This is a genomic window from Gordonia heveisoli (assembly GCF_030315745.1).
Lineage (GTDB): Bacteria > Actinomycetota > Actinomycetes > Mycobacteriales > Mycobacteriaceae > Gordonia.
Genome location: NZ_JASXSH010000014.1, coordinates 1 through 26,388 on the forward strand (window position 1 = coordinate 1; position 26,388 = coordinate 26,388).

Below are 26,388 nucleotides of genomic sequence, written 5' to 3' on the forward strand. Positions count from 1 at the left end.
GTCTGATATTTCGGCATGCCCTGCAACACACCCGATTCCGCAGCCATCGCCGCCGCATCCAACACTTGTTCCAATGCCTCGGCCCGACGACGAGTCGCAGACCGGGCATCGGGTGACCCATCCGGCTGCGGGCGTGGCGCCGACAGCGCGTCCACCGCGCTCGCGAGTTTCGCGCCGATCACCGCATCCACATCCCCGACAATCGCCACCCGACCATCCGCGGTCACCGTCACATCCAACCGATCAACACTGCGGTCCTCCCCTGCCGGCACCCCCGCTGCGGAGTCGTCGGCCTCAAGGTTCCCCAGAGTGCGGGCCCGGACAGCCACCTCAGCCGGGGTGGCCCCCGAGAACACTTGCGCGACAAGATCGGTCACATACCGTTGGCGCGACTCATCGTCGAGAGGCTCGCGGCGTCGGGTCCCGATGTGCACGATCCCACGCATCACCGCATCGGCATGCTCGATCGAGACCACCCCATCAGCGAGATGCGCGGCCAACCGTGGCGCCAGATCCAGCGAGGCCGCGACTCGAATCAGCCGCGACGCCACCGCCGGTGCGCACCCCAACACGATCAACAACTCCCGCAACGACCGGCCCTGCCGGTCGGCAACATGCAGTCGGTCGAGCATCGACACCAACGTCACCGCGTGGTGATCGAGCACCGTACGCAGTCGCAGCACAATGCGGAACAAATCGAGGGCAGCGGGGCCATCCAACCGTGTGTAGTCGGGTGGTTCATCGGTGAGGGAGTCGAACAGTTCGGTCAGGTCCATAACCCGACAGTACTCGCACATGCGTTCGAGTCAATATCTATTTCCACAGGTCAAACCAGTTGTCCCAGCGGTGAACCGCAGTGAACCCAAGTCACACCGAACGGGTCCTTCGACCGACCCGTTACGGCACGACGCGCAAGTACCCTTCCGCAATGAGCTGGCGCAGCGGGACCGGCTTGTTGGTGTCGGTGTTGATCACGATCGCCTTGTCGCCGCCGCCGGCACTGCCGAAGGCCGGGCCGACGATATCCATCAGCAGGTGATAGTTGCGCGGCATCCGCTTACCCGTGCCGTCCAGCTTCACGTAAGGGCCGAGCGTTCCCGGCGGCAATGACCGCCGTTCGTAACGGGTGCCCTCGAAGTAGATCCCACTCTCGGGGTCCGCGTCGAGGAAGCCGTCATACGGGTAGCCATGAGCGAAGCTCCGTTGCGGGATCGGTTCGTGTTCGAATCCATAGTTGGCCGGCCACTTCCAGCGGCCGGTGTTGGGGTCGGTGTACTGGGCGATGATGTCGTTGCCGGTCCGGCCTCGGTAGGCGGCGAAGCTTTCTCGGTTGAGAACCCTGTCCGGGATGCCGTATCGGCGGGCGGCTTCGGCGCCCTGGTCCGGGGAAACGTTGCCGTTCTCGTCAGTGATCGTCCCCGTACTCATCGCCACCCAAACATAGAGCGGTGCCGATCCACGCGATGCCACACCACCGTCCGCGCCAGGCGGGGTCGCACCGGTCGGCAAACCCGGAATATTCGGCATACCCGGAATATTCGGCAGACTCGGCATACTGGGAGGCGGTTCGTTGTCCATCGCCTGCCCGCACTGCCGAACCTGGGCGGCGAGCTGGTCGCGTTCGCGTTCGAGCTGGACTGCCCGCGCATTGTATGCCGCGACAGCACCCGCATTCGTCTGGTCGACGGACTGGTTGTTGTGGGCCGCGATCCGTGCGTTCAGTGCGTTGAGTTGGCTGGTCAACGACTGGAGCTGTTCGAGTGAGCAGGATTCCACCGGCGGATCGGCCACCGCCACAACCGGAGTCATCGACAGGGCAATCGAACTGATCACCGCGGCCACCATCACGCGCATACGTGGGATTCTCACTTCACGTGCTCCTGATTCTCCAGCGGTAGGCGGCAGGCCTCGATGCTCGGATGATCGATGCCGTAATTGCGCCAGTAGCGGTAGTTCCCGGGGGTGACATCGAAGGCGGGGCCTGCGTCGGCGCTCACCGATCCGAATGTCGCAGTGTTGCGGATCATCGCCACATCTGCGTCGGACAGCCCTTGTCCCTGATGGGTTTTCACCATCACACCGCCGAGGCAGGCGGCGGCGGCATTGAGCGCCCGGGAGAAACCGGCTGCCTCCTCCGACGACGATCCGGCCAACTCCATCGCATCGGTGACCGACTCCACGACCCCGGAGGTGATCAACGCCTGGTAGGCCACCATTGACGCCGAGAGGTCATAGGCGTAGGCAACCGGCAATTCGCTGTACTGCTCCGTCGTGTCGCGCAGCCAAAATCCCTTCGGACAGTTGACATATCGCAGGCCCGGACGGTACTCAGTGGCGCAACTGCTGACGACTCCCGTCGCGCCTGCCTGCGGCAGCGCGCTGCTGACCGTCATCGTGTAACCACCATCCGGCATCGGCGTCCCCGCCGCGGCCAGCGGCGTCCGCCACATCTGCGCGAAACACGGCACCAGCGCACGGCGATAGAAGGTTTCCAGGTTGACTGTCACGCCGTCGGCGTTGTGCGATCCCGGGCTGTCGGTCGCACAGTTGGTCACCACGCCGATCTGCTGCTCCCAAAAGGCGGCACTCTTGGCCGCGTCGAGGTTCGCAGTCTCATCATCGCCGTTGAGCGCCCACACGCCGACCGCTGCCGCCACGAGAGCGATGACCGCGGCAACGCCGACGCCGACAAGCACATGTTTGCGTCGACGACGATCCGGCGCGGGCGCCGCGTAGGGCTGAGACATGCCCAACCCTTCGGGAGGCATCGGTGGCCCCGCCTGCCCCGGCGTCGCGGCGTCGAACTGCGGCGTCGGCCCGGTGGGTACCTGTGCTGCGGGCGGCGTCGACACCGCGGACGGCGGGAACTGAGGAGTCGGCCCCGGATCTGCCGCAGATGTCGGGGGCGCGGTGTGCACCTGCGGCGCGGGCGGCAGCTGAGTCGCAGGCGACGGAAGCAGTGGAGTCGGAAGCGACTCTGCTGCAACGGGCGTCGTAGGCGCGGCGGCCGAAGTAGGGGGCTCAGGTGTCGCGGCAGCAGTGGTTTGCGACAGTTGGTCGATCACCCGTGCCGCCAACGACCGGCAGTCGGGGTACTGGCCCGGCATGGTTGCCGCAGGCACGAGGATGGACGAGATCCCGGGGTCGGCGGCGGCCGCCCCCACTGCGGCCTGCACGAAGTGGGCGAATGCATGCACATCCGCATCGAGCGTCGACACCGTCGCGGTACCCGGTTCGGGCAATCCGAACTCGATGCCGATCACCTGCTGATTTCCCGCGCGACGTATGCGGACGTCGCCGGCACCGACCCGTTCGCGGGCCATCGACCCCGCCCGGAGGTAGTCGATCGCACCTGCCACCCGGTCGATCACCGCCGGGATCTCTGCGGCGGCGACCCCGCCGTATGCCACCGGGATGCCGGCGGCTTCGGTTGTCTCGAGGGTCGGTAGCCCCGAATCCACGACGATCTTGGTCACTTCTGACATCCCCCATGCGTCCGCCTACAGCGCTTGCGCCGAGTTTAACCGGCGCATTCAACGCCCTGGCCAGTCTTACCCGGCCGATGAGCTACTTCATTCGTCCCCAGCAGTAGAGATTGCCCGCGTTCACAACACACGTGCGTGCCTTGGTTGCCGAGATCGCCGTCACCTGAGTCAGACCTGGCACCTGGACGGGTTCGGGAGACGGTGTGAGGTTGCCGGTGCCGAGCTGCCCGTCCCGGTTCTCGCCCCAGCACCACACGCTGCCGCGCACGACTGCACAGGTGTGGTCGTCGGCTGCGGCAATCGCGGTCGCACCGGTCAGTCCGGGAACCAGCCCCGGCTCGGGGGATTGCCTCCACTCCACTGGGAAGCCCAGCACCGGCGCCCCGAAGTTGGTTCCCCAGCAGTACACCTGACCGGCGGAAATGGCACAGGAATGCTGGCCGGCAACGGCGATCGCCGACACTGCACCCAGCCGCTTGACCGGTTCGGGGGTGTCGGCCCGTGTCCGTCCGTTGAGTCCCATTCCGATGGCCCCGTACTTGTCGCTCCCCCAGCAGTAGGCACGCTGCCCGGCGATTGCACATGCATGGGAATCGTCCACCGCGATGTCGGTGACACCGGCCAACCCGGGCACCACCAACGGCGGAACATCGGGTCGGGTTTCGTAGTCATCGCTGAAAGTCGCGTCGCCCCAGCACCACACCGAACCGTCGCTGACCGCGCAGACAACTCGTTGCGCCGCAGCCACGGCCGTCACGTTACCCAGGCCGGACACAATCCCCGATCGCCCGTCGGCGTCCTTCGCACCGTTGAGTCCTGCGGTGCCGCCCCAGCACGCCGCCTTACCGCCGGTGACGGCGCAGGCGGCCTCACCGACGCTGACCGAGGTCACGTCGTTGATGTCGTCGACCTTCGTCACCTGTTCGGGGTCGACCGACCCTTCCGACTTGCGCGTGGACATCGAACTCCACCGGCTTCGGCAGAAGACACGGTTGTCCGACACCGCGCAGATCGTCGGTAGCGAGTCTTCCATCGCGTCGGCAACACTGACCGCTGTCCACGATCCGACGTCGACGCCGTCGGGGTTGGCCAGCAGGTACTCCTGGCGGGGCAGTCCGGCGGCCGACGGTCCGTCGTCGGAATCCCGCGTCAGCATCAGGCCGGCGATGGTGCCGCCGACGAGCAGTACCACCGCGCCGATGACGGTCGCGATGATCAGCCCACGGCGCCCCCTTCTCGCACTCGGCGCGGGCTGTCCAGGCCAAGGTGTCGGCGGACCGGCCACCGGCTGCTGCCCCATGGCCTGGTGATGCATTTCCGTGTACTGCACATGTGTGGACGGTTGCACGCTGAGGGCGATGATCCGCGCGGCCAATGTCCGAGAGTCCGGATAGGAAGGCTGCCCGAGCGCCTCGACCAGAACAGCATTCGCTTCCGGGCCGACCAGCGCACCGAGTCCGTCATGGACCAACTGCGCCAGCGAGCGCACATCGTCGTCGGCCGTCGGTGCGGCATCGGAACCGGAAATGGCGAACTCGATGCCCGCGACCTGAAGTGTCTCCGGATCTCGACGTACGCGCACGTCACCCGCAGCGATGGGGCCATGCGGGATCGACTGATCACGCAGGAAATCCAACGCACCGGCGACCCGGTCGACGACAGCGGGAACCTCCGGTGCGATCAACCCAGCCTCGGGCAACCGAATCCCCGACGGTTCACCCGGCCCGATCACCGGAAGTCCGGATTCGACGACGATCAGTCGAGCCGTCTGAGCCATTGCCACCCCCTCGTCACCGCACCTGCGGCGCGCCATACGTCCTCGTTGTGGAGCCTAACCAACCCGACCGACAACCCAACTGCGCGACTCCTCCGGCACATCGTCGGTTGATAGGCTCCCTAATCAGATTCAGAGGGCGGCCACGCGCGATCGTGGCTGATGGGGGAGGTCATGCACCATCGACCGATGAGGAAACCGCGATGACGGGCAACTGGGGATCACCCGATAGCGGCAGGCGGGTCGCCCTCCCCACCGAACAATCGTCGACCTCAACTGCTCTGCATCGCGGCGGCGGGCACCGTGGTCGTCGTCGCTCTGATCGCGATGCTCGTCGTCCTGGTCGGCGGCGACAGCGAACCGACCACCGACGACTTCGTCGACCGCGTCACCTCTGCCGCTGAATCTGTGCACGGCGACGGCCGCGTCAGTGACGTCCAGTGCCCGACCGACGCACCCACCCACGAGGGTTCCGTCTTCACGTGCAGCTTCATCGCCGACGGCCAACGTGAAGAGGCGACCATCGAGATACGCGACGACGGGAAGTTCACAGTGGGAGTGCGGGTTCCGCGCCCGACGTTCTGATTGTCGGTCCCGGCTTCCTGTAGTACAAGACCGCGCTATTCGCGGTGTCGTACTACAAATCGGCCGGCCGCAAGAGCTCGATCAATTGCTCAGGTGACGGACTTTCATCGAACCCCGTCGTCCACCGCACCACCTCGGACCGATCAAACGACTGAATAGCGCCGACATCACCCCCACGTCGCACTGTCACCTTCACACCTTCCCAGCCACTGCCGTGCGCCGACCGCAATTCAGCAACCGCTCGCACGAACGGCTTGGTCAACTCCGCCCGCCCCGGCCCGCGCGTCCGAATCCGCTGTCCCTCACCACCGATATAGCCGACGACAGCATGATCGAACAAACCATCATCGACGTCGTCAACGACCCCCGTACCCACCACAGCATCCCACCCCGGCATCGACTCCGACGCCAACTCTCCCAACGCCTGAACCATCCGTCCGACAGTCTCCGAATCACCCATCCCACCAACAGGATTCACGCCATCGGAGACCTCATCCTCAGCGGGCATAACAGGCGGGCCTGTCTCCAACGTGAACTCACCACGCCGAATCATGTCCAACACCCTCAGATGCTCACGCACCTTCACCTTATGAATATTTCCTAACTCAGGAGGCACACCAAACAACAATGACGGCACAAACCCATAACACTCATCCACGCTCACCGGACCCAATCGTTCCAACGCTTGGGAAAACAACCCTTCGTCATCACTGTCGAAAATGTCCATTGCTGCGCGCTTCATCGAAGAAAATCCCACATATGCCACCGTCTCCGGATCGCCGTCCGCGTTTGGCAACCGACGAGCATGAAACTCTCCCGTTGCCGGTGCCACCGATAGACACACTCCACACCCTGGACTCCAAAACCACATTTCACCAAACGCACTACGCGCCACCGGAACCAACAACGCACCTGGCTCCAAAAACTCCACTTCGACTCCACGAGTCATCTCCGCACCTGCATCCGCCCACACCAACGGATCCACCAACCACATGGCACCATCACCAAACCCCGAAAACCCCACCCGACTCCATAACGCCAGGACGAACTCAGGCAACACATCCCCGAACCGGTTGACATGTTCATCGGCCGGAAATGGACCCTGCCAGAGGATGCTCACATCCTGCACCCACGCATCAACAAACTCTTCCAGATCGACCACAATTCCGTCCCTTCAATTGCTGCTGTCCAAAATACCCCAGCATTTGCCGCGCTGAGTTACTCAGGTCTAGATGCGGATACTGACGTATATCGCACTCCCGCCGAATTCATCACTCCGCGCTTTCAGCCACTTCAGGAATTCGTCCTTCTCGTTCTTGCTCAGCGACCCGAGCATGCCGTTCGCATCACTGTCTCCGTACGTTTCGGCCGACCGCCGTCCACCCATCACTTGATCCTGGTTGTGCGTAATGACCTGATCTGATCCGTTTCCACGCAACTGGACGTCTGAATACGCCGAGGCAAGGCGGGTCGCGACCGCCGGTTTGTATCCTTCCGTCAGCAATGCCAATTCAACTAGGGCCGCAAGCTCGGACCGACGTTGCTGTCGCGTAGCTGCCGTCGAGTCACGATGCTTGCTGTCGTACCCCTCGATCGATGCGATCAACTCGTCGATCGACCGTGTTTCCAGTCCATGCCTTTGCGACTCGACCTGCGCCGCCAGCTCCTGGCGGTCGACAGTCGGGCGCATGTGGTCCCCGGCATGCCTCTCGTACTCGTAGGTCAGGTCGTTGTCCGGGTTGTCTCTGTGCTCCGTATTGGTTTGAGACTCGTCCAGTTCCCTGCTGTAGCGCGCTCTCTCGTCGGCGCGAAGCCCGTCGCGATGTTCATCGCGTACCTTGGTGATTACCTTCTCAGGATCGGTCCTGGCCGCGGCCGGATCATTGCGAGCTTCAGCCAGTGCATCGGCCAGCTCCTGGCGTTGAGCTGCCTCGCCAGGGCTTGGCGGCTTTGGTTCCACCAGAGCGGGTAGTCCGTCATCATCGACGCGCAGTTGGGGGTAGCCCGCAGCCTCACCACCAGCGCGACGCCTGTAGTGTGTCTTGCCATCTGAGTCCTCACGCACATTGTACGCGCCCTCGACCTCACGACTCTGACGGTCGTTCGCGACGTCGAAGTCGTTCTTTGCCCTATCCACTCGCTCCTTCGCCGCATCGATCTCCGACTTGGGAGCACCGGCCTTCTCCGCCGCTTCGAGATCGAGCCGTGCCCGGTTCAACGCAGCCTGCCGAGCTCGCGCATCATCGATGACCGACTGGATCCGATCGTGGTTGGCCTGCCGCGCGACCTCCGCCGGATCGACCGGTGTCGCAGCATCATCAGAATCCGTATGGTCCCCGTCTACTGCGTCTTCTCCATGGCGTTGCCCGACGCCGGAACCACCATCTTCATCTCCATCAGCGTTCGTCCCCTCCTCAGGATCGCGCCGCGTCCCCACCCGCTCGTGCTCACCAAACGCCTTGCGCGGACCCAACTCCGACGGATGCGTCACCCGCGAGTCCGACGCACGCACCGGCCGATGCCCATCATGGAACACCGCACCCATCTCACTGAAATGCTTCAACCCCGCACCCAGATCCGACACGCGATGCCCCGCCGGCGCCGACGGATCCACGACCACGAACTCGCCATCGACCCGCATCACCGTCACCGCATGCAACTCGCCATCAGGGTGACGCCCGACGATCGTCGCAGAAGCCCTATCCCCCAACCCCTCCAACGTCGCACGAATCGACTCCACATCGGCGTGAGTAAAGCGGTCACCACCCAAACGACCGGCCAACTCGTTGACACTCTGCCCGGCATAGTCCGCACCGCGGTCAGCCGGCACCGACGACTCACCCGTCGCAATCAGGTCACGCATCCCCACCGCACCATCGGCACAGCCGCGACCCGACGAGTTCGTCGAATCGATCTTGCCCGCAGCCTCATCCACCGAAGCCCGGGTCGGCAGATCACCCAACGACACCCGATCACCGGCCGCTGGACGCTCACCACCCGCGGGTCCATCACCGTCACGATGCGACTGAGGCAGCTCGCGCGCAGGACCATCAGAGCCATCGCGGTCACCAACACGCCCCTCAGAACCGGCATGCCCGTCGCCATCACGCGACGCCGGCGAATGCGGCTGCGCGCCACCCTCATCGCCGCCGAACCTCGCACGCCAACCGGCCACCTTGGCTCGAACAGCCTCGATCGCCCGTGTCACCAGATGATGCACGCCCTTCGCGGCAGCAACACCAGTCACCGCGGTACCGACCACCACCATCGTCAACGCATCCGGGGCGGTGTGTGCCATGTGCGAAACGACTTGGGACACACCCTGTTCCGTCGACGGCACTGCCTTCATCGCCTTGGCGATCGCCTCTTCGGACTTCTGCAGGGCCTTGACCTGCTTGTCGATCCGCTCCTCGGCCATCTTGCGGTTCGCGGCCTCGTCTTGTTGGCGCCGCTGACTCTGCTCCTCCGGCGACTCCCCGCGACGGTGTGGCGGTCCGGTGTCGTCTCGGTTGCCATCAGGACCACGCTCACGCCCCGGGCCGTTCCCGTCGTGATCATTCGCCGCGTGGCGCCCACCCTGTCCTTGTCCGTCACCGCCCGGCAACGACTCCCGCACATGTGCAGGTATCGCCGCCGGATCGCTGTGACCGCCCGTACTCGGCACGAACTCCACCGGCACCCTCGGCGTGGGCGCTGCCTCGGACGAAGTGTCGTCGCGATGCCTACCTGGCTGATGCGACGTCTCCTCCGGCGCCGCATGGCGCCCCCGAGGCTCGGCGCCCTCCGACTGCGCATGCTTACCCGTGGTCTGTTCGCCGCCGCGATCCTGGCCACCCGCGCCCGACTCGTGTTCAGGCCCCCGGTGCTGCGACCCCTCAGCACCGCGACCCGACTCCGACGCACCATCGCGAGGGGGTTCGGGCGCGGCGTGTCGGCCGCCCTGTTCGCCGTTAGCCGGCATCGAACGATCCACCGCACCATCACGATTCGAACTGCCACCCGCACCATGATCGCGACCGGCCCCGGAACCGACCTCGGCACGACTCCCCGCACCCGCACGGGCCGATTCCGCCGCGCCAGCTCGCGACTCACCACCGGGTTCAGCACGAACCATTTGCGGCGTACCCGCACCGGCCGGTTTCGCCGACGCCGCACCAGCATTGGATGCCGCGGGATGATCAGCGATCGCACCGATCGAGGTGAGACGGGGCGCACCCGCACCCGCACCGGACGCGCCCGCACCGTGTGTGCTCGATACCGGTTGTGTACCAAGAGCATTCCCGGTCGTTGCGGGCGAACCGGAGGACGCAGCGGAATTCGCGGCAGCCGGGGCACCACCTCCCGCAGTGGCCGCGGCGGGCGTTGCCGAAGCACCAGCCGGCGCCCCAGTGCTCGCCGCCGCCGGCGTCGCAGCGTTGGCTGCCGCCGCACCCGGATTCGACTGAGCAACACCCGACTGCGACGCCGCGTTAGGTTGCTGCGTATTAGACTGTACTGCACCAGAATTCGGGTCAGCGTGCGGCGTGGTTGCGCCGCCCGCGTCACCGGCGGTCGGATTGTTGCCCAACTGCTGCCCGCCGCCGGTGTCGGGAGTCGACGCCCCATTCGGATGTTGACCACCCGAATTCTCCGTGGCGCCATGCCCGGCATTGGCGCCCGAATCAGACAGTCCGGCCGACTGCGGGGTATTCGTTGCACCCGCGTCGTGTTGCCCACCCGAAGTCCCAACCCCCTCCCGGGAACCCGACCCCGAATCATGCGGCGACACACCGGATTCACCGTCTCCGTGACCCGTTCCGGAACCCGTGCCGTTTCCGGTCGAATCGCCCGGCGCTCCGGAATGCTCAGAACCCGACCCGTTCGCATCGGCCCCGGAGTTGGCCCCGTCACCCTGCGGGTGGCCGGTTGCCCCGTCTCCCGACCCTCGTCCGGCGCCATCCCCCGACCCCGAACCCGAACCAGAACCCGGCGAATTATTATGCGCCCCAACATCTCCGGGTAGATGGGTGTTTCCACCGGTGCCGCCATGCACGCCGCCACCCTCACCACCACGCCCACCACCACCGGGGATGGCACCGGTGATCGCGGAACCGAAGAAGCCCGCAGCGTTGAAGTGGCCGCCGGTCAGGAGCATCGCACTACCGTTGCCTGCCACGCCGCTGATAAAGCCAATCGTTCCACCACGCGCGAAGACGGCCGCGTTACTACCGGCCGGCCCCAGATATCGGTTAGCGCCCGCGTTCAGACCATGCGCCGAAGCACCACCGACCGCCGCCCCAACAACGCTGGCCTTCATGACAGTCTTGAACTGGTCCCGATCGATCTCATCGCGGTGACCAGCATTGATCTGCATCTGCTGGATACCGAGTTCCTGGGCCGCCCCGATCGCCGACCACTTCGCGGTCTCCTTGGCGATGTTGAGGACGACGGCCCGCACTGCCAGCTTCCGGACCGCTGTGCTCGCAGCCTTCTCGGCGATCTTCTGCAGAATCTCCCGCAACAATTTGCGTTGGACGAAGGCGATCGCCATCCGAATTGCGGCTTGGATAATCGGAATCAGACCGAGTGATGCACCACCGGTCCACCACGCGTTCGCAATCGCGGCGAGGATCTGAATCGCAGCAATCGACAGTGACGCGATGATGTTGTACTTCGTGTACTCGATCTGGGTGCCCGTCGCACGGGCCATATCCGCCAGCCCGTTCATCCCCTCAGCAAGCCGGTCGAACGAGTAATCACCACCAAACATCTTGGCAAACTGGTCCTGCAACGCCTGCGCGCCCTGACCCTCATAGATCGCCAACACCTCGTTGGTAACCGACGTCAGGTCACCGTTGAGACCCTGCAGTTGCCCGGCATGTTCCCGCCACGTATCGGCGATCTGCCACAACGCCTCTTCATCACCCTCAGGCCACTTCTCCCCGGCCAGGTATGACACCCACTGCAACCCGCTCGGAATCTCCAGCCTGGTCACAGCGTCCCCTCACCCCACACCACGATCCCCACCGACACCCGCAGGCGTCAGACAGTATCGGTCTGCTCGAGATTGTCAGCAGCCCCATCCATATTCTCCGACAATGCAGTCAAGAACTCGTACTGCCCGGTCATCGCCTCCAACACACCCTTGCTCTGCCCCAGGTATCCGCCTCCCGCGCCACCGGTCGCGAAATTGGTACCCGGCTCATCACCACCCCACGGGGCACCAAGCCCACCCAACGTCGAGTTCAGACCGGTCACAATGGCTTTCAAACGATCACTAGTGCTATCGAGATGCGTTGCCGCAGTACGCAACTGATCGGGAGTAACTTTGACGTGGTCCATGATCGCTCCTACTCGGATTCCGGTGAGGTTCTTGTCCGCAGAGATGGGTTGAGTGTCACGCCCATCCGCCGGCACCGGGGTGCGGCGCAATGGATCGTTCCGGCGCATCCGGCGGTGCCGTCGAGATCTGCTCGCCACTCACGATGAAGTCGCGCAGATCCGGGGCACCGTCGACAACCTCGGATAGCGACGGGATCCCGGCGGCGACCTCTTCGACAGGCTTCATCAGCTCCGCACCCCGACGAGCGACGTCCGCAGCCGCCTGCTGGGCGGCCTCGGTGATGAATCCGGCCAAGTCATCGAGGTCGTGGTCGTCGAGGAAGTCCTCGTCGATCTCGGTCTTGATGACGACACCCTGCGCGTTCACGTGAACAGTGACCATCCGGTCGGCAACCGAGGCCGAGGCAACCAGCGCAGCACGCTGTCGTTGCGCATCCATCAGTCGCCCAACCTGCTCCTGCGCATTGGCGACCAACTCGTGGAAGTCGAACCCGAGTTCGTGTCCCCCAGCCGTCACAACCGATCCCCCCAGATTTCCGTCACGTCCTGGCCATCGTTGCACACCCCCAGCACCGTGGCTAGCCAAGCCCGGCCCGCTCTCTCTACGATCACCATCGGCCCAAGTGCTCAGGCCAAGTGACCCAGGGGAGGGAGTCATGTCCACACCGCACGCACCAGATCCGGCCGACGACGTGTCGCTGAGCTGGGCAGTATCGGACCAGCTAGCGGGTGTACCCGACTCCAAGCCGAACACCGGTGGCACTCCCGCCCAGTCCGGGGCTGCGGCATCACCGCCCGGCGCGGCCGACGCCGACGTCACCGACGCCATGCTGATCAGCGAACTTGTCGATCAAATACATGACGTGTTGCCCGGCAGTTGGTCGTCGTATCTGGTGGAGATCGCCATCGCCGACGCCGAACATCGCATCCGGGCCGCCGCCCAAACCCCCGACGGCCGGCTGATCCCGATCGACCTCGCCGTCACGGCCATCCAGATGGCCGCCACCCACCGGCTGCTGACCGGCGACCCGGTGCCGTGGATGTGGCTGCGGATCACCCAGGACCGCGGTGGCCAACCGCAGATCACCACCTTCGACGGGTTCGTCGGGGCGCCACCGGAGCATCTCCTGTTCCCCGCGGCCAGCTACCTCTCCGACGCTTCGATGGCACCGCAGACACCGAAACCGCTGTGGCTGCTCGCCCACATCGGCAACCGCGGCGGACAGCTTCGTTCGGCGACGGCCGCGGCCGCGGCGCAGGCAACGCCCGCCGCCGGCGCCGCCGACGCCGAGCTACCACCCCTGGACCTGCTGTGGTCCCGATTCGCCGCGCTGGCGGCAGTCTTCGCGGCCGTCGACGCCTACCACGGCCCTCGCATGAACGCGGGCACCGGAATCTTCCGCGGCGATCTGGGTGGCTGCACACTGAGCCGGCTCCCCGGTGGCCGGGCCGTGCTGTCCGGGGGTGCCGATCACTCGCCATTGATGACCGCCGCCTACAACAGCACCACCGCCCACCCCGATCTCTATCGGGGCGCCCCCGCGTGGGTGAGCAACATCGTCCTCGACGATCGTGTGCACGCCGGCATGCTGAGTTTCTGCTACTGGTGGTCCGACGGTCACTGGTCGCGCGCCGACATCGCGGGCCCGGACGGATGGTCGGCGATCGACGAGATCAGTCCCGCCGTCCCCGGCGTGTGGACCACCGAGATCACTGCCGAACTCGTCCGCACCGCACTAGCCGCCGCTCGTGTTGTGGTGAACGTCGACGAATGTATCGACTACGTCCGTCAGGTCGACGCGGGTAACACCCGACCCGACCTGCTGACCCGCACCGACCAGCCCCTGCCCTCGCCAGCCGAAGGCCTGACCATCCTCGATCTGGGGCAGCCGTGGTGAACGGGCGCGGACGACACTCCCGGACAGCAATGGCTAGGGTGACCGCATGAGCAGACCGCCGACATCGGCGTTCCCACAGTCGGGGTGGGAACTGATCTACGACCTCCGGGATGCCGTGCGCGCCGGTGCGACCGGGACGGTGCACCGGCTGGTCGATCGCATCGACGATCCCGACCTGACCCAGTTGGCCACGATGGCGCACACCATGCTCGGCTACTACCTCGGCTTCAGCCCCACCGACGAGAAGCTCCGGATCACCGCCCGCGTACTGCACATCCATCTCGCGGCCTACGACGACGGCATCTCGATTCTCGACATCGACGACGTACTCACCGCCGTGATGAAACAGCAACCCCTGCCCCGATGGCTCAACCCCGGTTTGTTCTTCGGGACTCTCGTCGCGTTTCTCCTGCCCGACGGCGACGCCGAGATGAAGATGCGCGAAGATCTCGAACCGCTTTGGGCACGAGCAATGGAGTCGTGATGCTGTCACCCCAGACCTTCGACCAGCGCTGGCACCAGCTGATCGCGGTGAGCTCGGCCCGCGGATACGTCGAACGCCAGCCGCTGGAGGAACACCTCCTCGCCGACGCAGACGGCAGCGGCGCCTGGCTCGACACCATCCAAGTCGCCCTCGCGGCCATGCAGTCGCGGCTCGCACATCTGTGCAGCAGCGACACCAGCGACGAAAACCTGTGGCTCATAGCCGGACTCATCCACCAACAGATGCTCGTCCCCGACGACTATCGCCGCGAACACCTCTACCGCCTGCTGACCATCGTCAGCAAACGTGACATCACCCAGATCACAGCCCCGGACGCCGTGGCCCTACTCGATCTGGTGTGGGCACTGCGGCTCCCCGTCGACCCAGAGAAGGCTCGCGAGGCCACGATGCGGGACTGGCTGAACGAGGACTTCCCGGAATCGCTCCAACCGCCCAGCGCAGTTCTGGTCGAAACCCTGGTCGGCGCATGCCCTCCCGACTGGCAGCGGATCAACGGCACGGTCACTCTGGCGTCGGGGCAGGTCCTCACCGACCTGACCGTCACCACCCCGGACGCACAGCCCGCCCACCTGAATCAGGTGTTCGCCGTACCCGAGACGATCAGCTGGCGGGCAGCCGACGGCAACACATGGTGGCGCCTACACGTCGACATCTCACACTCGAACTTCAGCGTCGCAGCCGTCGACGAATCCACACCACCCGATCCCCAACAGTTGCTGCGCCAGAGTGACTTTCACGCCGAACAGCAGCACGACACCCTACCCGCCGACGCCCCCGAATGGCTGCGCACCTACTGCGACAACGGCACCATCGATTACGGCGACGGCCCGAGACTGGTGATCGGCACCGCTGAGGCCATCGATATCGTCCGACGCGAAGCGGTCGAACGCGGAATCGGCGCGCCATTCGACACCGACCTGCTCGCGGCAGTTCGCCTGCCCGTCGGCTACCGGGTCTTCATGTATCAGCCACCCGACACACCATTCGGCGATCTGATTCTCGACGCCCCACGCTTCTACGTGGGTGACGACGGCCGGATCTACCCCGCCCGCGCCGCCAACCCGGTGCATGCGAACGACGAGTTCCGATTCGCCTACGCCGAGCGGCACGGCTACCAATCAACAATCGGTGGCACTCCGTGGCCGAGCAGGGCCGAGGCGATCGTCGGCCCACGAAAGTCGTAGTGCCGTGCCCGAACTGAGCATCTTCTCCGAAGCCGGATGGGACGGCGCCTACCAGATCCGGGCCGCGATCAATTCCGACGACGCCGAACGCTTCGGCGAGCTGTCGGAAGCCCTCAGTCACGAGGTTGCCGTGCAGGTCACCATGATCGGGGAATCGTTGTTACGCACGATGATCGACAACGACCCGACTCCGGGCGTGCTCGCCGGCGCAGCCGCGGTGCTGGCTCCACATATGCGCCGCTTTCTCGGATCGTCGAATCTGCTCCCGGTGCATGCCGAGGAACTCATCCGTACCGAACTCCGATTGCAGGAGTGCCCACCCTGGGCGTCGCGGGCACAGGCCATGATGTTCTTCTTCGGCTTCCTCGCCCCCGTCGACGACGCTGCATTCATGGACTTCCGACTACGCGGAGAGCCATTGTGGGCCAAGGCCATCGAGGATCATCTGCGATGAACGCACCGACCACGCCCGACGCGATGGATCCGGCGTCCCTCGACCGGCGGATGCGCGAACTGGCGTTCCTGACCGCCGAGTACAACCTCGTCGAACTGGCCGCACGATGGCAGGACTTCAACACCCGCAAGTCCCCTGAGGATGTCGCCGCCATCCTCTCCGTCGCCAAGCATTGGGTTCGCTGTCGGATGGCCGAACTGCTCGACAACCAGGTGACCGCGGACGGCATCATCGGCATCGCATCGGTCTGCCAGAACCGCGTCGGAATGGCTCAGCCGGCCCGGCTCGGCAAGACACTTGCCGACGCAACCCGGCCCGACAAGCACCAGCAGATGGATAGGGCTGACGCACAACGACTTCCGTGGGTGATCGCGGCGCTCGGCGCCCCCGACGACATGGAAGCGGTCCGTGTCCCGTTCCTGTACGACTGGCTGCGGGCCGCCACACGCCCGCCACTCGACGACGATCGGGCCACTGCAGAACGCGCAGTGTTGGACGTGGTAACACGCTCCGCCCCACCGGACTGGCAGCAGATCACCGGCACCCTATGCGCCGCAGCAGGTGTGGCGCGCGCGAATCTCCGTGTGGTTCGTCCAGGCGGCACCGTCGGGATCTCCGCGCCCGTGGACTTGCCCGACCTGCATCGACTACGTCGTATCGACCGGGCAGCCGGCCAACCGTGGTGGCGCGCCGTCGTCGACATCACCGCCGACTTGCGGGCCGTCACACCGACACCCGCCAACGTCGAGCTACCACCACTCGATCTGATGCGGCCCAGCGAGTACCTGGCTGAGGGCGAGTTCACCGGACGCCCTCTGCCCGACTGGTTACAGACATTCTGCGACTTCCGGATCCTCGACGACACCACAACACTGTCTCCCGCCGCAGCGACCGAAGCCGCGCTGATCGCGTTGGCCGTCAACAAAGTCGACGTCGATCCGCGACGGGTGATGATTCAGCGACACGACGAGGGCTATGCCGTGCGGTCGGCCACCCACGCGGTGGACGTCGCCGACACCGGTGGCACCCACATCACTCGGACCACGCCGTAAAATCACGTTCATCGCCCCGCGCAGCCGACGACGGCCGATACGTGCTCGTGTGACATCGCCACGCAGAAGGCCATTGACCGAACGCGCGCCCAGGATTGGCGGAGAGCCGTTGTGGGCCAAGTTCATCGCGGATTGCCGACCGCGTCCGGACTTCAGAGCAGAGAACAGCGACCGGCGCAACCCGATCTGGCGAGACCCCGATCGCCGAAGGCCTGGTCATCGAGGTGGCGGCTAATTGAGGCTCCCCCACGAGTACAGGTTGCCATCGCTGATCGCCAGCGAGTACATGCCGTCGACCGCAATATCGGTGACACGACCGAGACCGGGCACGCGCGTGGGGATGGCGAGGTAGCCGTTCGACTTACCGTTACCCGCTTTTCCGCCGCTCTGATCCCCCCAGCAGTACGCCGCCCCGCCCGCGATCGCGCAGCGGTGGTTGTATCCGGTCGAAACCATTGTCGCGCCGTCGATTCCCTTGATCCACAACGGCCTGGCCGAATCCTGATCGCCCGCGACGGCCGAACCCCAGCAGTAGACCCGCCCGGTCGCGACGGCACACGAGTTCATGATGTTGGAACTGATCGCGGTAACACCGCTGATGCCGACAACCGGCTGCAGCCCGCTGTCCGGCCCGGTGTCACCAACGCCCCGATCGGCTCGACTCACCGAACCCCAGCAGTACGCCGTCCCCTGCGCGACCGCGCACGTAACTCGTCCGCCGGCGCTGACTGCGATTGGCCTGTCGAGTGTCGTCTTGACGGGCAGTCCGTCAGCGCCATTGCCTTGTTGATAGATGTCCTGACCGAGTAGATCGCTATCTGCGTCGCGGCCCCAGCAATAGACATCATTACCGGCGACCGCACACACATGTTGTTCGTATGCGGCGATGGCCGTGGCATCTACGATGCCGGCCACCAGAACCGGGGTGTAGGTGTCCGTCTGACCCGCTGCCCCGCCGAGGCTTCCACCCTTTCCCCAGCAGTAGGGTTTGCCGCCGCTGATCGCGCACACCGCGGAACGACCGACCGCCACGTTGGTGACGTTGTCAAGTCCCAGTACACGGACCGGTACGGAACTATTGACGGTGGTTCCGTTTCCGAGTAGACCAGCCGAGTTGTCGCCCCAGCAGTACAGGACACCGGACGTAATCGCACAGGCGACATCAAATTTCGAGGATACCTGCTGCCAGCTGCCTGGCGCCACGCCCGCCGGATTCGGAATCTGTGTGGGCCCGGGCTCGGACGTCTCGGCTGCCTGCGTCCCACTCGAGTCGTCCGACGAGGAGCCGGACACCGCGATGATCGTGCCGACCACGGCAAGCAGTACCACCGCGGCCACGGCCAACAGGATCAGGGTTCGCCGACGGGCCGCCGAGTCGGGAGCCGACGACTGTACCGTGACGGCGGCTGCATCGACGCTGGGCTGCACCGGCTGGGGTTGTACTTGCGATTGAGGTTGTGGCGCAGGGGCGCCCCAGGCTACCGGCGGCGCGGGCGCCACGGCGGGCGCCGGGCTTCCGATCAGTTGCCGGGCGAAGGCAATCGCGAAGTCGGCACAACGGGGAAAGCGCGCGTCCGGGTCCTTGTTCAAGGCTTGCCGAATGACTGCGTCCACCGGAGCGGACTGCGTCGGCGAGACACCGATATGGGCAGGCTGCTGGGTCATGATTGCGGCGACGAGGTCGACGGCCGTCGGTGCAGCGAACGGGGGATTCCCGGTCAGCAGGAGGTAGGCGGTTGCCGCAAGTCCGTATTGATCGGAGGACGGCAGAACAGGTTGTCCGCGAAGGACTTCCGGTGGAGTGAAGGTGATCGATGTGGGTGAGTCGAGTGCCGCCGACGCCGCCACCGGTGCGACCACGAAGTTCTGCAAAACCACCCGGTCGAGGAGGCCGTCGGGCGTACGGGTGACGACGATCGACGCCGGGGTGACCGCACCGTGGACGACGCCACTACGGTGGACATACTCCAAGGCATCGCCGATCCGGCCGACGATCACACTCACCTCGTCGGCGCTCAACGACTGCCGCGTGTCGAGTCCGGATCCATCGACGTACTCCGACGTCATCCATGAGAGCTGCTCAGTCGGCGCCGTCGGACTGGGCCCGCTGCCGTAGGCGAACACCTCTGCGACACCGGGATGGCGCAGCCCGGAAAGGACCTGTGCCGCAGTTCCGAAATCCGGTCTCGTGCTGTGGAAGGTCCGCAAGACCTCCCGACGGCCTTCTGATGGGTTCTCAACCAGATATGCCGCATCATGTCCATCAGAGCCAATGTGGCTGACAACCACATATCCAGCAAAGACCGACCCCTGCTCCAACATCACCACTCCTCGTCATGCCGCCAGCTGGCGGCCATACCCCAAGCACGGCTCAGCGGCGCTGCTCGTAGACCTTCTTGACAGCGGCAATGTAGGTGTCGAAAGCACCAGCAGTCCGCTCTGGCGTCGCCGACACCACCTGCTTCGCGGAATCGTTGACGATGAAGTCGCCGTATTTGCGCACTCGCTTGAGTCCGAAAGTCTGCGAGTCCGGTTCGGCACGCCAATCAATCGCTGGACCTGCCAGGAACCCGATAGGCAAGATTGCGCGCTCCCCGGTCGACATCACGGTGGCCAACTCCCGAGCCTTCGCCTGTTCGTCCGCATTGGCTGTGGCAGCAGCGAAACGCCACTCAAGCGGCGGCGTACAAGGCTGAACATCGAGGATCTTCGCCATCGCCTGCCCAATATCGCCGGTCCGCACCGCACGCAAGGTGACCTCACCCCCGATGTCGTCCGCCGCACTCGGCGATTGAATAGCTATGCACGCGATCTCGCCGCGAACTCCGATATGGCCGCGAAATCGGTCAGAGGGCCACCAGCCGAACATCTCTACTCGAACTTCAGGATTCGTCAGTGCCTCAATGGCTGGCGCATACCACTCGTCAAGCGTCTTGACCGCTTCCTCCATCGCTTCCAGCCGCTCACGGTTGTACTCACCAATGGTGGCTGATGTCGGCCGGACCTGGAACGGGTACGGCAGATTCTCGTAGTCGAACTCCGTCCACAGCTCTTTGAATGCGACTGGGCGCATGCGCCACGTTGCCGACACCATCAGGTGCGCGTCCCGTCAGAACCGGCACTCGATGGCTGGTCCTCGACAACCGGCTCTGAAACACCAGGCGAAGTCTCAACACCGAGGATCGCTTCACCGTTCACTCGGGTGCGGAGCGCTTTGAGTCCCTTGTGGACCTTGTCTCCGCCACCAGCCCCGTGGCCACCTCCCGGCGCGCCACCCCCGGCACCACCACCAGCTGCCGGACTGATGCTCGCAGCCGGGCGGACCGTGGATGCGGCCGTCTTCTGCTGCTCCTGCGAGCCAGACGTACCTGCACGCTGAGTAAGCCTCTCGGCTCCACCCGCTGCGCCAACTCCGCCTCCGACTCCACCGCTACCACCACCACGGCCTCCACCCGAACCGCCTCCGCCTCCGCCGCCAGGTCGCACGGTATGCGCCGCTGCCGGATTGATCCCCAGCAATCCGCCCGGCTTCTTCAGACCGTCGACACCCTTCTTCAGCGCCGCCTGTTGCGCGAGCTGCTGCGCGGTTTGCTGCGCTTGTGACAGTGCTTGCGAAGCCTGACCGCCGAGCGAATTCAGTGCCTCCCCCAGCGTGCTGGCGACCTGCTTGAATGGATCCTCGGTCGATGATGGCGTCGTGGTCGTCGGCTTTGTCGGTGTCACCAACTTCTTCAGGTCCTCGAGACTGGGCGTCTTCACCGGCGAGCCACCACCGCCGCCGCCACCGCCACCGCCGCCACCGCCGCCAGGACCAGTGTTCCCACCAGGGCCGCCTGCACCGGGCGAGGGAGTCGGCACAGTAACCGACGGAGTCGCTGCCAGCGAGGGCAGGTTGAGCACCGAATTGGCTATCGCCTTGGAGTAGCCGTCCTCCATGATTTGGCGCGCCTCTTCCGCCGCTTTCCAAGCGGCGCTCAAGCGTTCTTTGAATGTCTCAAATCCACGGGCCTCGTGGCCCCACTTATGACCCGTAATATAGCCATTAAAGTGCCAGTATTCGCTACCCTCATAATAAGTCGGCTCTTTCCCGAACATCTCTTCGAGATCGGCGATTCGCCAGTCGTTCAAGTCTTCGCGATCAAAGTCCGCCCGCGGCTCATCATTAGGAAAAGTCGAAACGACTTCGTCGAGCGCGTCAGCGAGCGCGGTAACCCTATCGTGCATCACCTTGGTGTACTTGTCGATTGACTCATACATCTGCTTGGTCAATGACTCGACTGCCGCCCCCGCGGTCGGCCCCGCTTTCCCCTGCCAGTGGGTGGCGACGACGTCCTTAATCTTCGTCTTATACGAAACGAGATTCCTGGTCCAGTCGTCATGCAAATCGCCCCATCCCTTGGCGACCTGCCGGACACCATCCGGACGGATCGTGTCCTTCATCTTCTTCATATCGTGGTACGACCGCGAATGCCAGTTCTCTTTTTGATCAGCATTAGCTGTCGCAGAAGTACCGGTCTGGCCGATCGCCGTATCGTACATGGCGCGCACCTTCTGAGTCAGAGATTCCCTGACCGCTGGAGCAGACGGCTTGTCGACCTTGTGATCGCCCATCGGCTAACGTCGACCATTCCGATCGGCGGCGTTGGTGCGCTTGATCGCGTTGTCCATCATCAATTGGACATTTCGCACCCGCGCCAACTGCTCACCGAGCGCGGTATCGACAGGTTGCTTCTTAGCATTGAAGGTGTCCTTGGCGAATTTCCCGTCTTTGATGTCACCCAGTGAGTCGGTAAATTCAAGCGTTCGGCCCGCAGTTCCCTTTTCCATGAACTGGGTGATCGCGGTCGCCGAATCCTGAACGCGTTGCGCAACGACGTCGCTCAAGAAGAGCTTGAGACCTTCGTCGCTCCGTAGATCTTCGAAATTAAAGTTGCCGTCGCCCATCGAGGTCCCTCCCGTACATGCCGTCTCGTGACTGCAAGCTCACATCATCAACTGGATCATCCCGGAGGCTTGCGTCCGCGAGATGAACATTCCCCGTCCCGGCGGCATCGGATGCGGCCGGAAGTTCCCCAAGAGCACACCTTCGTCTTTTGTACCACCCATGATCAGGCCGTTGCACGACAAGTCCTTCAGTCGACCCACAAAGGGGTCGTACAGCGCGCGCCCGGCGCCGCCGACGCGGCGGGTCACCACCACCCGAAGTCCGATGTCGCGGGCTTGTGCGAGATAGGGCACCAGTGGCGACAGCGGGTTGGAGTGCGAGGTGGCGACCAGGTCGTAGTCATCGATCAGCAGGTAGATGTCGGGGCCGCTCCACCACGACCGCTCCTGCAACTGCTGCTGGGTGACGTCGTCGGGGGGAAGCCGCAGTTTGAGCAGCCCGGCCAGGTTGTTCATCAGCTTGGTCGCCGAATCCTCCGACGTCGCGTAGCCCCCGAGGTGGTCGCCCTCGATCGCCCCCAGCAAACCGCGGCGGTAGTCGACCATGATCACCTTCGCCTGATCGGGGGTCGCGTTGCGGACCACCCCCTGGGCGATGTTGCGCAGCAACGTCGTCTTGCCCGACTCGGCCTCGGCGAACACCACCAGGTGTCCCTGTGCGTCGAAGTCGACGACCACTGGCGCCAGCGCGGCCTCGTCGATACCGATCGCGATCCGCGACTTCGACACCGAACCCTCGCGATGGGCGACGGCAAGCACCTCGGCCTGATCGAGCTGAGCGGGCAGCATCCTGACCTGCGGCGCCCGCCGCGGACCATAGAACTCACCTACCTGATTGACCATGGCCTGCACGCCCGCGGGCAAAGTCTCGACAGAGGTGTCGGAGTCGATACGAGGCAGACCGAGCAACAGGTGGAGCCGCTCCCGGCCGATACCGCGGCCCGGGCGATTCTCCGGGATCAGTGCCTGCACCTTGCGGTCGATGTCGGAGTCCGAGGGATCGCCCAGCTTCAGTTCCAGACGGGTGCCGAGCATGTCCTTCACATTCGGCCGGATCTCCATCCAGCGCGACGCCGACACCGCCAGGTGCACACCGTAGGACAGACCCTGCAGCGCGATGTCGATGAGTTTGGGTTCCAGCGGCTCGAAATCGCTGCGGATCGACGCCCAGCCGTCGATCACCAACACCACATCGCCGTGCAGATCCTGGCTGAGCGGGTCGGCCGCGCGTTCGGCAGGCGGTAGTGCCGCCAGACGCGCCTTACGCTGCCGGAAATCGCGCATCGACTCGATACCCAGCTCGCGGAAGCGTTCCTCACGCTCACGCAGCACCGTGGACACCTCGGCGACGGTCCGGTTCACCTTGTCGGTGTCCATACGACCGGCCACCCCGCCGACATGCGGCAGGTTCTGCAGACCGACCAGCGTGCCGCCACCGAAGTCGAGGCAGTAGAACTGCAGCTGCTCGGGCGTGTGGGTCATCGCCCCCGACACGACCATGGTGCGCAGCGCATTCGACTTACCCGACTGCGGACCGCCGACGATGGCCACGTTGCCCGCCGCACCGAACAGATCGATGGCCAGCACGTCGCGACGCTGATCGTAGGGTCGGTCCAGGATGCCCATCGGCATCCACAACGCACCGTTGATGTTGGCGGGGTCGCGCCAGTCCGGCGCGGGCAGCAGGTCGTTGACCGCGGGGCTGTCCTCCAGCGGCGGCAACCACACCTCGTGGGCCGGACGACCGTGCCCCTTCAGTCGGCCGACCACGACGTCGAGCAACGACGGCTTGTTGCCCGACTCGGCCGCCTTGAGTTCCGACTCGTAGCGGCGTAGCTCCGCCTGCTCCTCCGGGGTGAGCGTCGAATCGGTCAGATCCTTCTGCGGCTTGTCGACGTGCGCGACGGTGAACAGCTTCGGGGCCAACGCGCCGAGCACCGAATGCCGGGTGCCGCCCAACTGCGCGCGCGGCTTCACATACGGACCCGACACATAGGACGCGTTGAAGCGCTTGGGTTCGTCGGCGTCGGACTTCAGGAAAGCCGAACCGGGCACCGACGGCAGGTGGTAGGCGTCGGGCACTCCGAGTACCTGCCGGGACTCGCCCGCCGAGAACGTCTTCAGACCGATCCGGTAGGACAGGTGCGAATCCAGGCCGCGGAGTTTGCCCTCCTCCAGGCGCTGCGAGGCGAGCAGCAGATGCATGTGCAGCGAGCGGCCCAGGCGGCCGATCATCACGAACAGTTCGGCGAAGTCGGGTTTCTGCGACAACAGTTCGGAGAACTCGTCGACCACGATGAACAGAGCCGGCAGCGGGTCGAGAGCCGCACCGTTGGCGCGCGCCCGCTCATAGTCGCCGACGTTGGCGAAGTTGCCCGCCGAACGCAGCAACTCCTGGCGACGGTTCATCTCACCGGAGAGCGCGTCGCGCATACGGTCGACCATGGTGATCTCCTCTTCGAGGTTGGTGATCACCGCCGCCACATGCGGGGCCTCGTCCAGCCCGAGGAACGTCGCACCACCCTTGAAGTCCACCAGCACCAGGTTCAGCGCCTCCGGAGAATGGGAGGTGATCATCGACAGCACCAGAGTCCGCAGGAACTCCGACTTACCCGAACCGGTCGCACCGATACACAGGCCGTGCGGCCCCATACCGTTCTCGGCCGCCTCCTTGATGTCGAGCTCCATGAGCTGGCCACCGGGCGTGATACCGATCGGCACCCGCAGACGCTCACGCGGGGACCGCGGCCGCCACACCTCCTCCGGCACGATCTCGGCGGCATCCTCGATCTTGAGCATCGACATCAGACCAGGGTCGACGACCGCGCCGCGAGTCTCGGCTTCCAGGCTGACGATGTGCTGGGCGGCATTGGCCGGCCGATAACGTCCGATGCGGCGGGCCGCGGCCTCCGCCTCGGCGACGCTCAGCGCGTCCGGCTTGGCGAACTTCTCGATACCGGCCGCGCTGCGCACCGCGATCGAGTCCTCCTCGACGACCAGCTGCAACCCGCGACGGACCGCGAGTCCATCTTTGGGTGCATTGAGGTCGAGGACGGTCACCGAATCCAGACCGGCCTCGGTCACCAACCGTTCGTCACCGGAGACATACCCGTCGTCGAGGATGACGATGAACTGCTTGACCCCCTGCGCCGGGGAGGCGTTGCGCGAGAACCGACCACGGTCGCTGAACTCGGAAGCGTGAACCGTCTCGAACTTCGACAGCGACGAGAACAGCATGCGCATCGGGCCGATGCCATCCAGGTGATCGGGGTTCTGCGCCTGCGGCAGCCACTTGAGCCACTGCCAGGCCTCCCCGTCGGGATTGGTGGTGATCACCGCGACCTGAATGTGTTCCGGTCCGTGAAACATGCACAGCTCCACCAGCATCGAGCGCACAAGCTGCCGGGTCAGCATCCGGTCACCCTCGACGTTGATCGCCGGGAACCGTCGCAAACTCACCGCAGTCGGCAGGGCGTGCACCACCGCATGAGTGCGCACGAACCGTCGCAACGCCACCGTCGACACCGGTTCCAGATCCTCGGTGGGACCGGTCTCCGGCGCCAACAGCCGGGTCGCCAGACGCTGCGTCCCGACACCCACCCGGACGTGACAGTAGTCGGCGTCGTCGGGCCGGCGTTCCCACATCCGGCGGCTTCCGGCCAGGTCGACGAGAATCCGGGGGTCGGGGTGCGCCCATTCCAGGGCCGCGCGCTGCTCCTCGCCGGTGGCGTCGACCTCCGACCGCAGGTTCGTCAGGTACCGGAAGTAGTCCTTGCGTTCCTCGTTGAGCTCCGAGGCCGCCTTGCCGCTCTTCTGACCGGCGCCACCCATGAACATGCCGACCATCGACATGATCATCATCATCGGGAACATCATCATCATCGGGTTCGACGCGATGCTGCGGCCACCGACGGTGAACATCAACGCGATCATCCCGATCACCGCCACCAACATCACCAGCGGCATCAACTTCATCAGGATGTTGCCGGGAATGACGCGCGGAACCTCCGGGGGTGCCTGCAGATCGACTTCGCCCCCCGGCGTCTTCGGCGCGGTGATCCGCGGCCGCCGCACAAATCCTTCTGTCCCCACGACCCCTCGCTGACCCGGTGTCCCCCTGTTGGATTAACCGGACTTCTCCCTTGGCTAACCTAGGACCCTAGCCGAGCCCGGCGAACCAAGCAGG

The 26,388-nt window shown here is 65.0% G+C and carries 20 protein-coding genes and 1 pseudogene; 7 read left to right on the forward strand and 14 right to left on the reverse strand.

Features of this window, described 5'->3' with window-relative positions:
* From QSJ18_RS13335 to QSJ18_RS13350, 4 genes are all read right to left on the reverse strand, one after another.
* Window positions 1–776, reverse strand: a 776-nt coding sequence (locus QSJ18_RS13335; protein ID WP_286326995.1) for a DUF222 domain-containing protein, incomplete at its 3' end; no start/stop codon positions are given.
* 121 nt (window positions 777–897) lie between these two features.
* Entirely contained in the window at window positions 898–1,869 is a 972-nt protein-coding gene (locus tag QSJ18_RS13340; RefSeq protein WP_286326996.1) for a hypothetical protein, read from the reverse strand.
* The gene (locus QSJ18_RS13345; protein ID WP_286326997.1) at window positions 1,866–3,476 is read right to left on the reverse strand and encodes a hypothetical protein; all 1,611 of its coding nucleotides are present in this window, start codon (window positions 3,474–3,476) and stop codon (window positions 1,866–1,868) included. The genes QSJ18_RS13340 and QSJ18_RS13345 overlap by 4 nt, the downstream gene beginning before the upstream one ends.
* A gap of 91 nt (window positions 3,477–3,567) precedes the next feature.
* Window positions 3,568–5,262, reverse strand: coding sequence for an RCC1 domain-containing protein (locus QSJ18_RS13350; protein WP_286326998.1), 1,695 nt, complete (start codon window positions 5,260–5,262; stop codon window positions 3,568–3,570).
* 300 nt (window positions 5,263–5,562) lie between these two features.
* Between QSJ18_RS13350 and QSJ18_RS13355 the strand changes: the two genes are divergently transcribed.
* Window positions 5,563–5,844 (forward strand): DUF4333 domain-containing protein, encoded by a 282-nt coding sequence (locus tag QSJ18_RS13355; protein WP_286326999.1) that lies wholly within the window; start codon window positions 5,563–5,565, stop codon window positions 5,842–5,844.
* Window positions 5,845–5,896: 52 nt separating this feature from the next.
* Here the strand turns inward: QSJ18_RS13355 and QSJ18_RS13360 are convergent, their stop codons facing one another.
* Together QSJ18_RS13360 and QSJ18_RS13365 are read right to left on the reverse strand one after the other, a co-directional pair.
* Window positions 5,897–7,006 (reverse strand): GAD-like domain-containing protein, encoded by a 1,110-nt coding sequence (locus QSJ18_RS13360; protein WP_286327001.1) that lies wholly within the window; start codon window positions 7,004–7,006, stop codon window positions 5,897–5,899.
* 66 nt (window positions 7,007–7,072) lie between these two features.
* Window positions 7,073–9,517, reverse strand: coding sequence for a polymorphic toxin type 15 domain-containing protein (locus tag QSJ18_RS13365; RefSeq protein WP_286327003.1), 2,445 nt, complete (start codon window positions 9,515–9,517; stop codon window positions 7,073–7,075).
* Between the two features lie 1,329 nt (window positions 9,518–10,846).
* Here QSJ18_RS13365 and QSJ18_RS13370 point away from each other — a divergent pair.
* Entirely contained in the window at window positions 10,847–11,413 is a 567-nt protein-coding gene (locus QSJ18_RS13370) for a hypothetical protein (RefSeq protein WP_286327005.1), read from the forward strand.
* 54 nt (window positions 11,414–11,467) lie between these two features.
* On the opposite strand, the pseudogene QSJ18_RS20245 reads toward QSJ18_RS13370, so the two are convergent.
* From QSJ18_RS20245 to QSJ18_RS13380, 3 genes and pseudogenes are all read right to left on the reverse strand, one after another.
* A pseudogene (locus QSJ18_RS20245) lies at window positions 11,468–11,818 on the reverse strand (WXG100 family type VII secretion target); the annotation flags it as partial.
* 47 nt (window positions 11,819–11,865) lie between these two features.
* Window positions 11,866–12,165 carry a WXG100 family type VII secretion target gene (locus tag QSJ18_RS13375; RefSeq protein WP_286327008.1) on the reverse strand — a complete coding sequence of 100 codons (300 nt, stop codon included), beginning with the start codon at window positions 12,163–12,165 and terminating at the stop codon, window positions 11,866–11,868.
* Window positions 12,166–12,220: 55 nt separating this feature from the next.
* Window positions 12,221–12,682, reverse strand: a complete 462-nt coding sequence (locus tag QSJ18_RS13380; protein ID WP_286327009.1) for a YbaB/EbfC family nucleoid-associated protein — start codon at window positions 12,680–12,682, stop codon at window positions 12,221–12,223.
* 139 nt (window positions 12,683–12,821) lie between these two features.
* Here QSJ18_RS13380 and QSJ18_RS13385 point away from each other — a divergent pair, with 139 nt between their 5' ends.
* The 5 genes from QSJ18_RS13385 to QSJ18_RS13405 are packed head-to-tail and all read left to right on the forward strand — an operon-like array spanning window position 12,822 to window position 17,258.
* Window positions 12,822–14,063, forward strand: coding sequence for a hypothetical protein (locus QSJ18_RS13385; protein ID WP_286327010.1), 1,242 nt, complete (start codon window positions 12,822–12,824; stop codon window positions 14,061–14,063).
* A 46-nt stretch (window positions 14,064–14,109) separates the two neighbouring features.
* Window positions 14,110–14,547, forward strand: coding sequence for a hypothetical protein (locus QSJ18_RS13390; protein ID WP_286327011.1), 438 nt, complete (start codon window positions 14,110–14,112; stop codon window positions 14,545–14,547).
* The gene (locus QSJ18_RS13395; RefSeq protein ID WP_286327012.1) at window positions 14,547–15,752 is read left to right on the forward strand and encodes a hypothetical protein; all 1,206 of its coding nucleotides are present in this window, start codon (window positions 14,547–14,549) and stop codon (window positions 15,750–15,752) included. The genes QSJ18_RS13390 and QSJ18_RS13395 overlap by 1 nt, the downstream gene beginning before the upstream one ends.
* 4 nt (window positions 15,753–15,756) lie before the next feature.
* Window positions 15,757–16,206 (forward strand): hypothetical protein, encoded by a 450-nt coding sequence (locus QSJ18_RS13400; RefSeq protein ID WP_286327013.1) that lies wholly within the window; start codon window positions 15,757–15,759, stop codon window positions 16,204–16,206.
* The gene (locus QSJ18_RS13405) at window positions 16,203–17,258 is read left to right on the forward strand and encodes a hypothetical protein (RefSeq protein WP_286327014.1); all 1,056 of its coding nucleotides are present in this window, start codon (window positions 16,203–16,205) and stop codon (window positions 17,256–17,258) included. The genes QSJ18_RS13400 and QSJ18_RS13405 overlap by 4 nt, the downstream gene beginning before the upstream one ends.
* A 231-nt stretch (window positions 17,259–17,489) precedes the next feature.
* Here the strand turns inward: QSJ18_RS13405 and QSJ18_RS13410 are convergent, their stop codons facing one another.
* Genes QSJ18_RS13410 through eccCa form a run of 5 tightly spaced genes read right to left on the reverse strand, consistent with a single transcriptional unit; the run spans window position 17,490 to window position 26,294 of the window.
* Window positions 17,490–19,580: a protein kinase domain-containing protein gene (locus QSJ18_RS13410; protein ID WP_286327015.1), complete on the reverse strand. Its 2,091-nt coding sequence runs from the start codon at window positions 19,578–19,580 to the stop codon at window positions 17,490–17,492.
* Window positions 19,581–19,629: 49 nt separating this feature from the next.
* Window positions 19,630–20,331: an ESX secretion-associated protein EspG gene (locus QSJ18_RS13415; RefSeq protein WP_286327016.1), complete on the reverse strand. Its 702-nt coding sequence runs from the start codon at window positions 20,329–20,331 to the stop codon at window positions 19,630–19,632.
* A gap of 20 nt (window positions 20,332–20,351) precedes the next feature.
* Entirely contained in the window at window positions 20,352–21,869 is a 1,518-nt protein-coding gene (locus QSJ18_RS13420) for a hypothetical protein (RefSeq protein WP_286327017.1), read from the reverse strand.
* Between the two features lie 3 nt (window positions 21,870–21,872).
* A complete protein-coding gene (locus QSJ18_RS13425) occupies window positions 21,873–22,202 on the reverse strand; it encodes a hypothetical protein (protein WP_286327018.1) in 330 nt (109 codons plus the stop codon).
* Between the two features lie 39 nt (window positions 22,203–22,241).
* Complete coding sequence (gene eccCa / locus QSJ18_RS13430) at window positions 22,242–26,294, reverse strand: type VII secretion protein EccCa (RefSeq protein ID WP_286327019.1); 4,053 nt, start codon at window positions 26,292–26,294, stop codon at window positions 22,242–22,244.
* Window positions 26,295–26,388: the final 94 nt, after the last annotated feature.

What these genes read in the sequence shown, in the direction of transcription:
- QSJ18_RS13350 (WP_286326998.1), bottom strand. Translation starts at nt 5,262, where the DNA reads ATGGCTCAGACGGCTCGACTGATCGTCGTCGAATCCGGACTTCCGGTG.
- QSJ18_RS13370 (WP_286327005.1), top strand. Translation starts at nt 10,847, where the DNA reads ATGGGTGTTTCCACCGGTGCCGCCATGCACGCCGCCACCCTCACCACC.
- QSJ18_RS13375 (WP_286327008.1), bottom strand. Translation starts at nt 12,165, where the DNA reads ATGGACCACGTCAAAGTTACTCCCGATCAGTTGCGTACTGCGGCAACG.
- QSJ18_RS13385 (WP_286327010.1), top strand. Translation starts at nt 12,822, where the DNA reads ATGTCCACACCGCACGCACCAGATCCGGCCGACGACGTGTCGCTGAGC.
- QSJ18_RS13390 (WP_286327011.1), top strand. Translation starts at nt 14,110, where the DNA reads ATGAGCAGACCGCCGACATCGGCGTTCCCACAGTCGGGGTGGGAACTG.
- QSJ18_RS13395 (WP_286327012.1), top strand. Translation starts at nt 14,547, where the DNA reads ATGCTGTCACCCCAGACCTTCGACCAGCGCTGGCACCAGCTGATCGCG.
- QSJ18_RS13405 (WP_286327014.1), top strand. Translation starts at nt 16,203, where the DNA reads ATGAACGCACCGACCACGCCCGACGCGATGGATCCGGCGTCCCTCGAC.
- QSJ18_RS13410 (WP_286327015.1), bottom strand. Translation starts at nt 19,580, where the DNA reads ATGTTGGAGCAGGGGTCGGTCTTTGCTGGATATGTGGTTGTCAGCCAC.
- QSJ18_RS13415 (WP_286327016.1), bottom strand. Translation starts at nt 20,331, where the DNA reads ATGCGCCCAGTCGCATTCAAAGAGCTGTGGACGGAGTTCGACTACGAG.
- QSJ18_RS13420 (WP_286327017.1), bottom strand. Translation starts at nt 21,869, where the DNA reads ATGGGCGATCACAAGGTCGACAAGCCGTCTGCTCCAGCGGTCAGGGAA.
- QSJ18_RS13425 (WP_286327018.1), bottom strand. Translation starts at nt 22,202, where the DNA reads ATGGGCGACGGCAACTTTAATTTCGAAGATCTACGGAGCGACGAAGGT.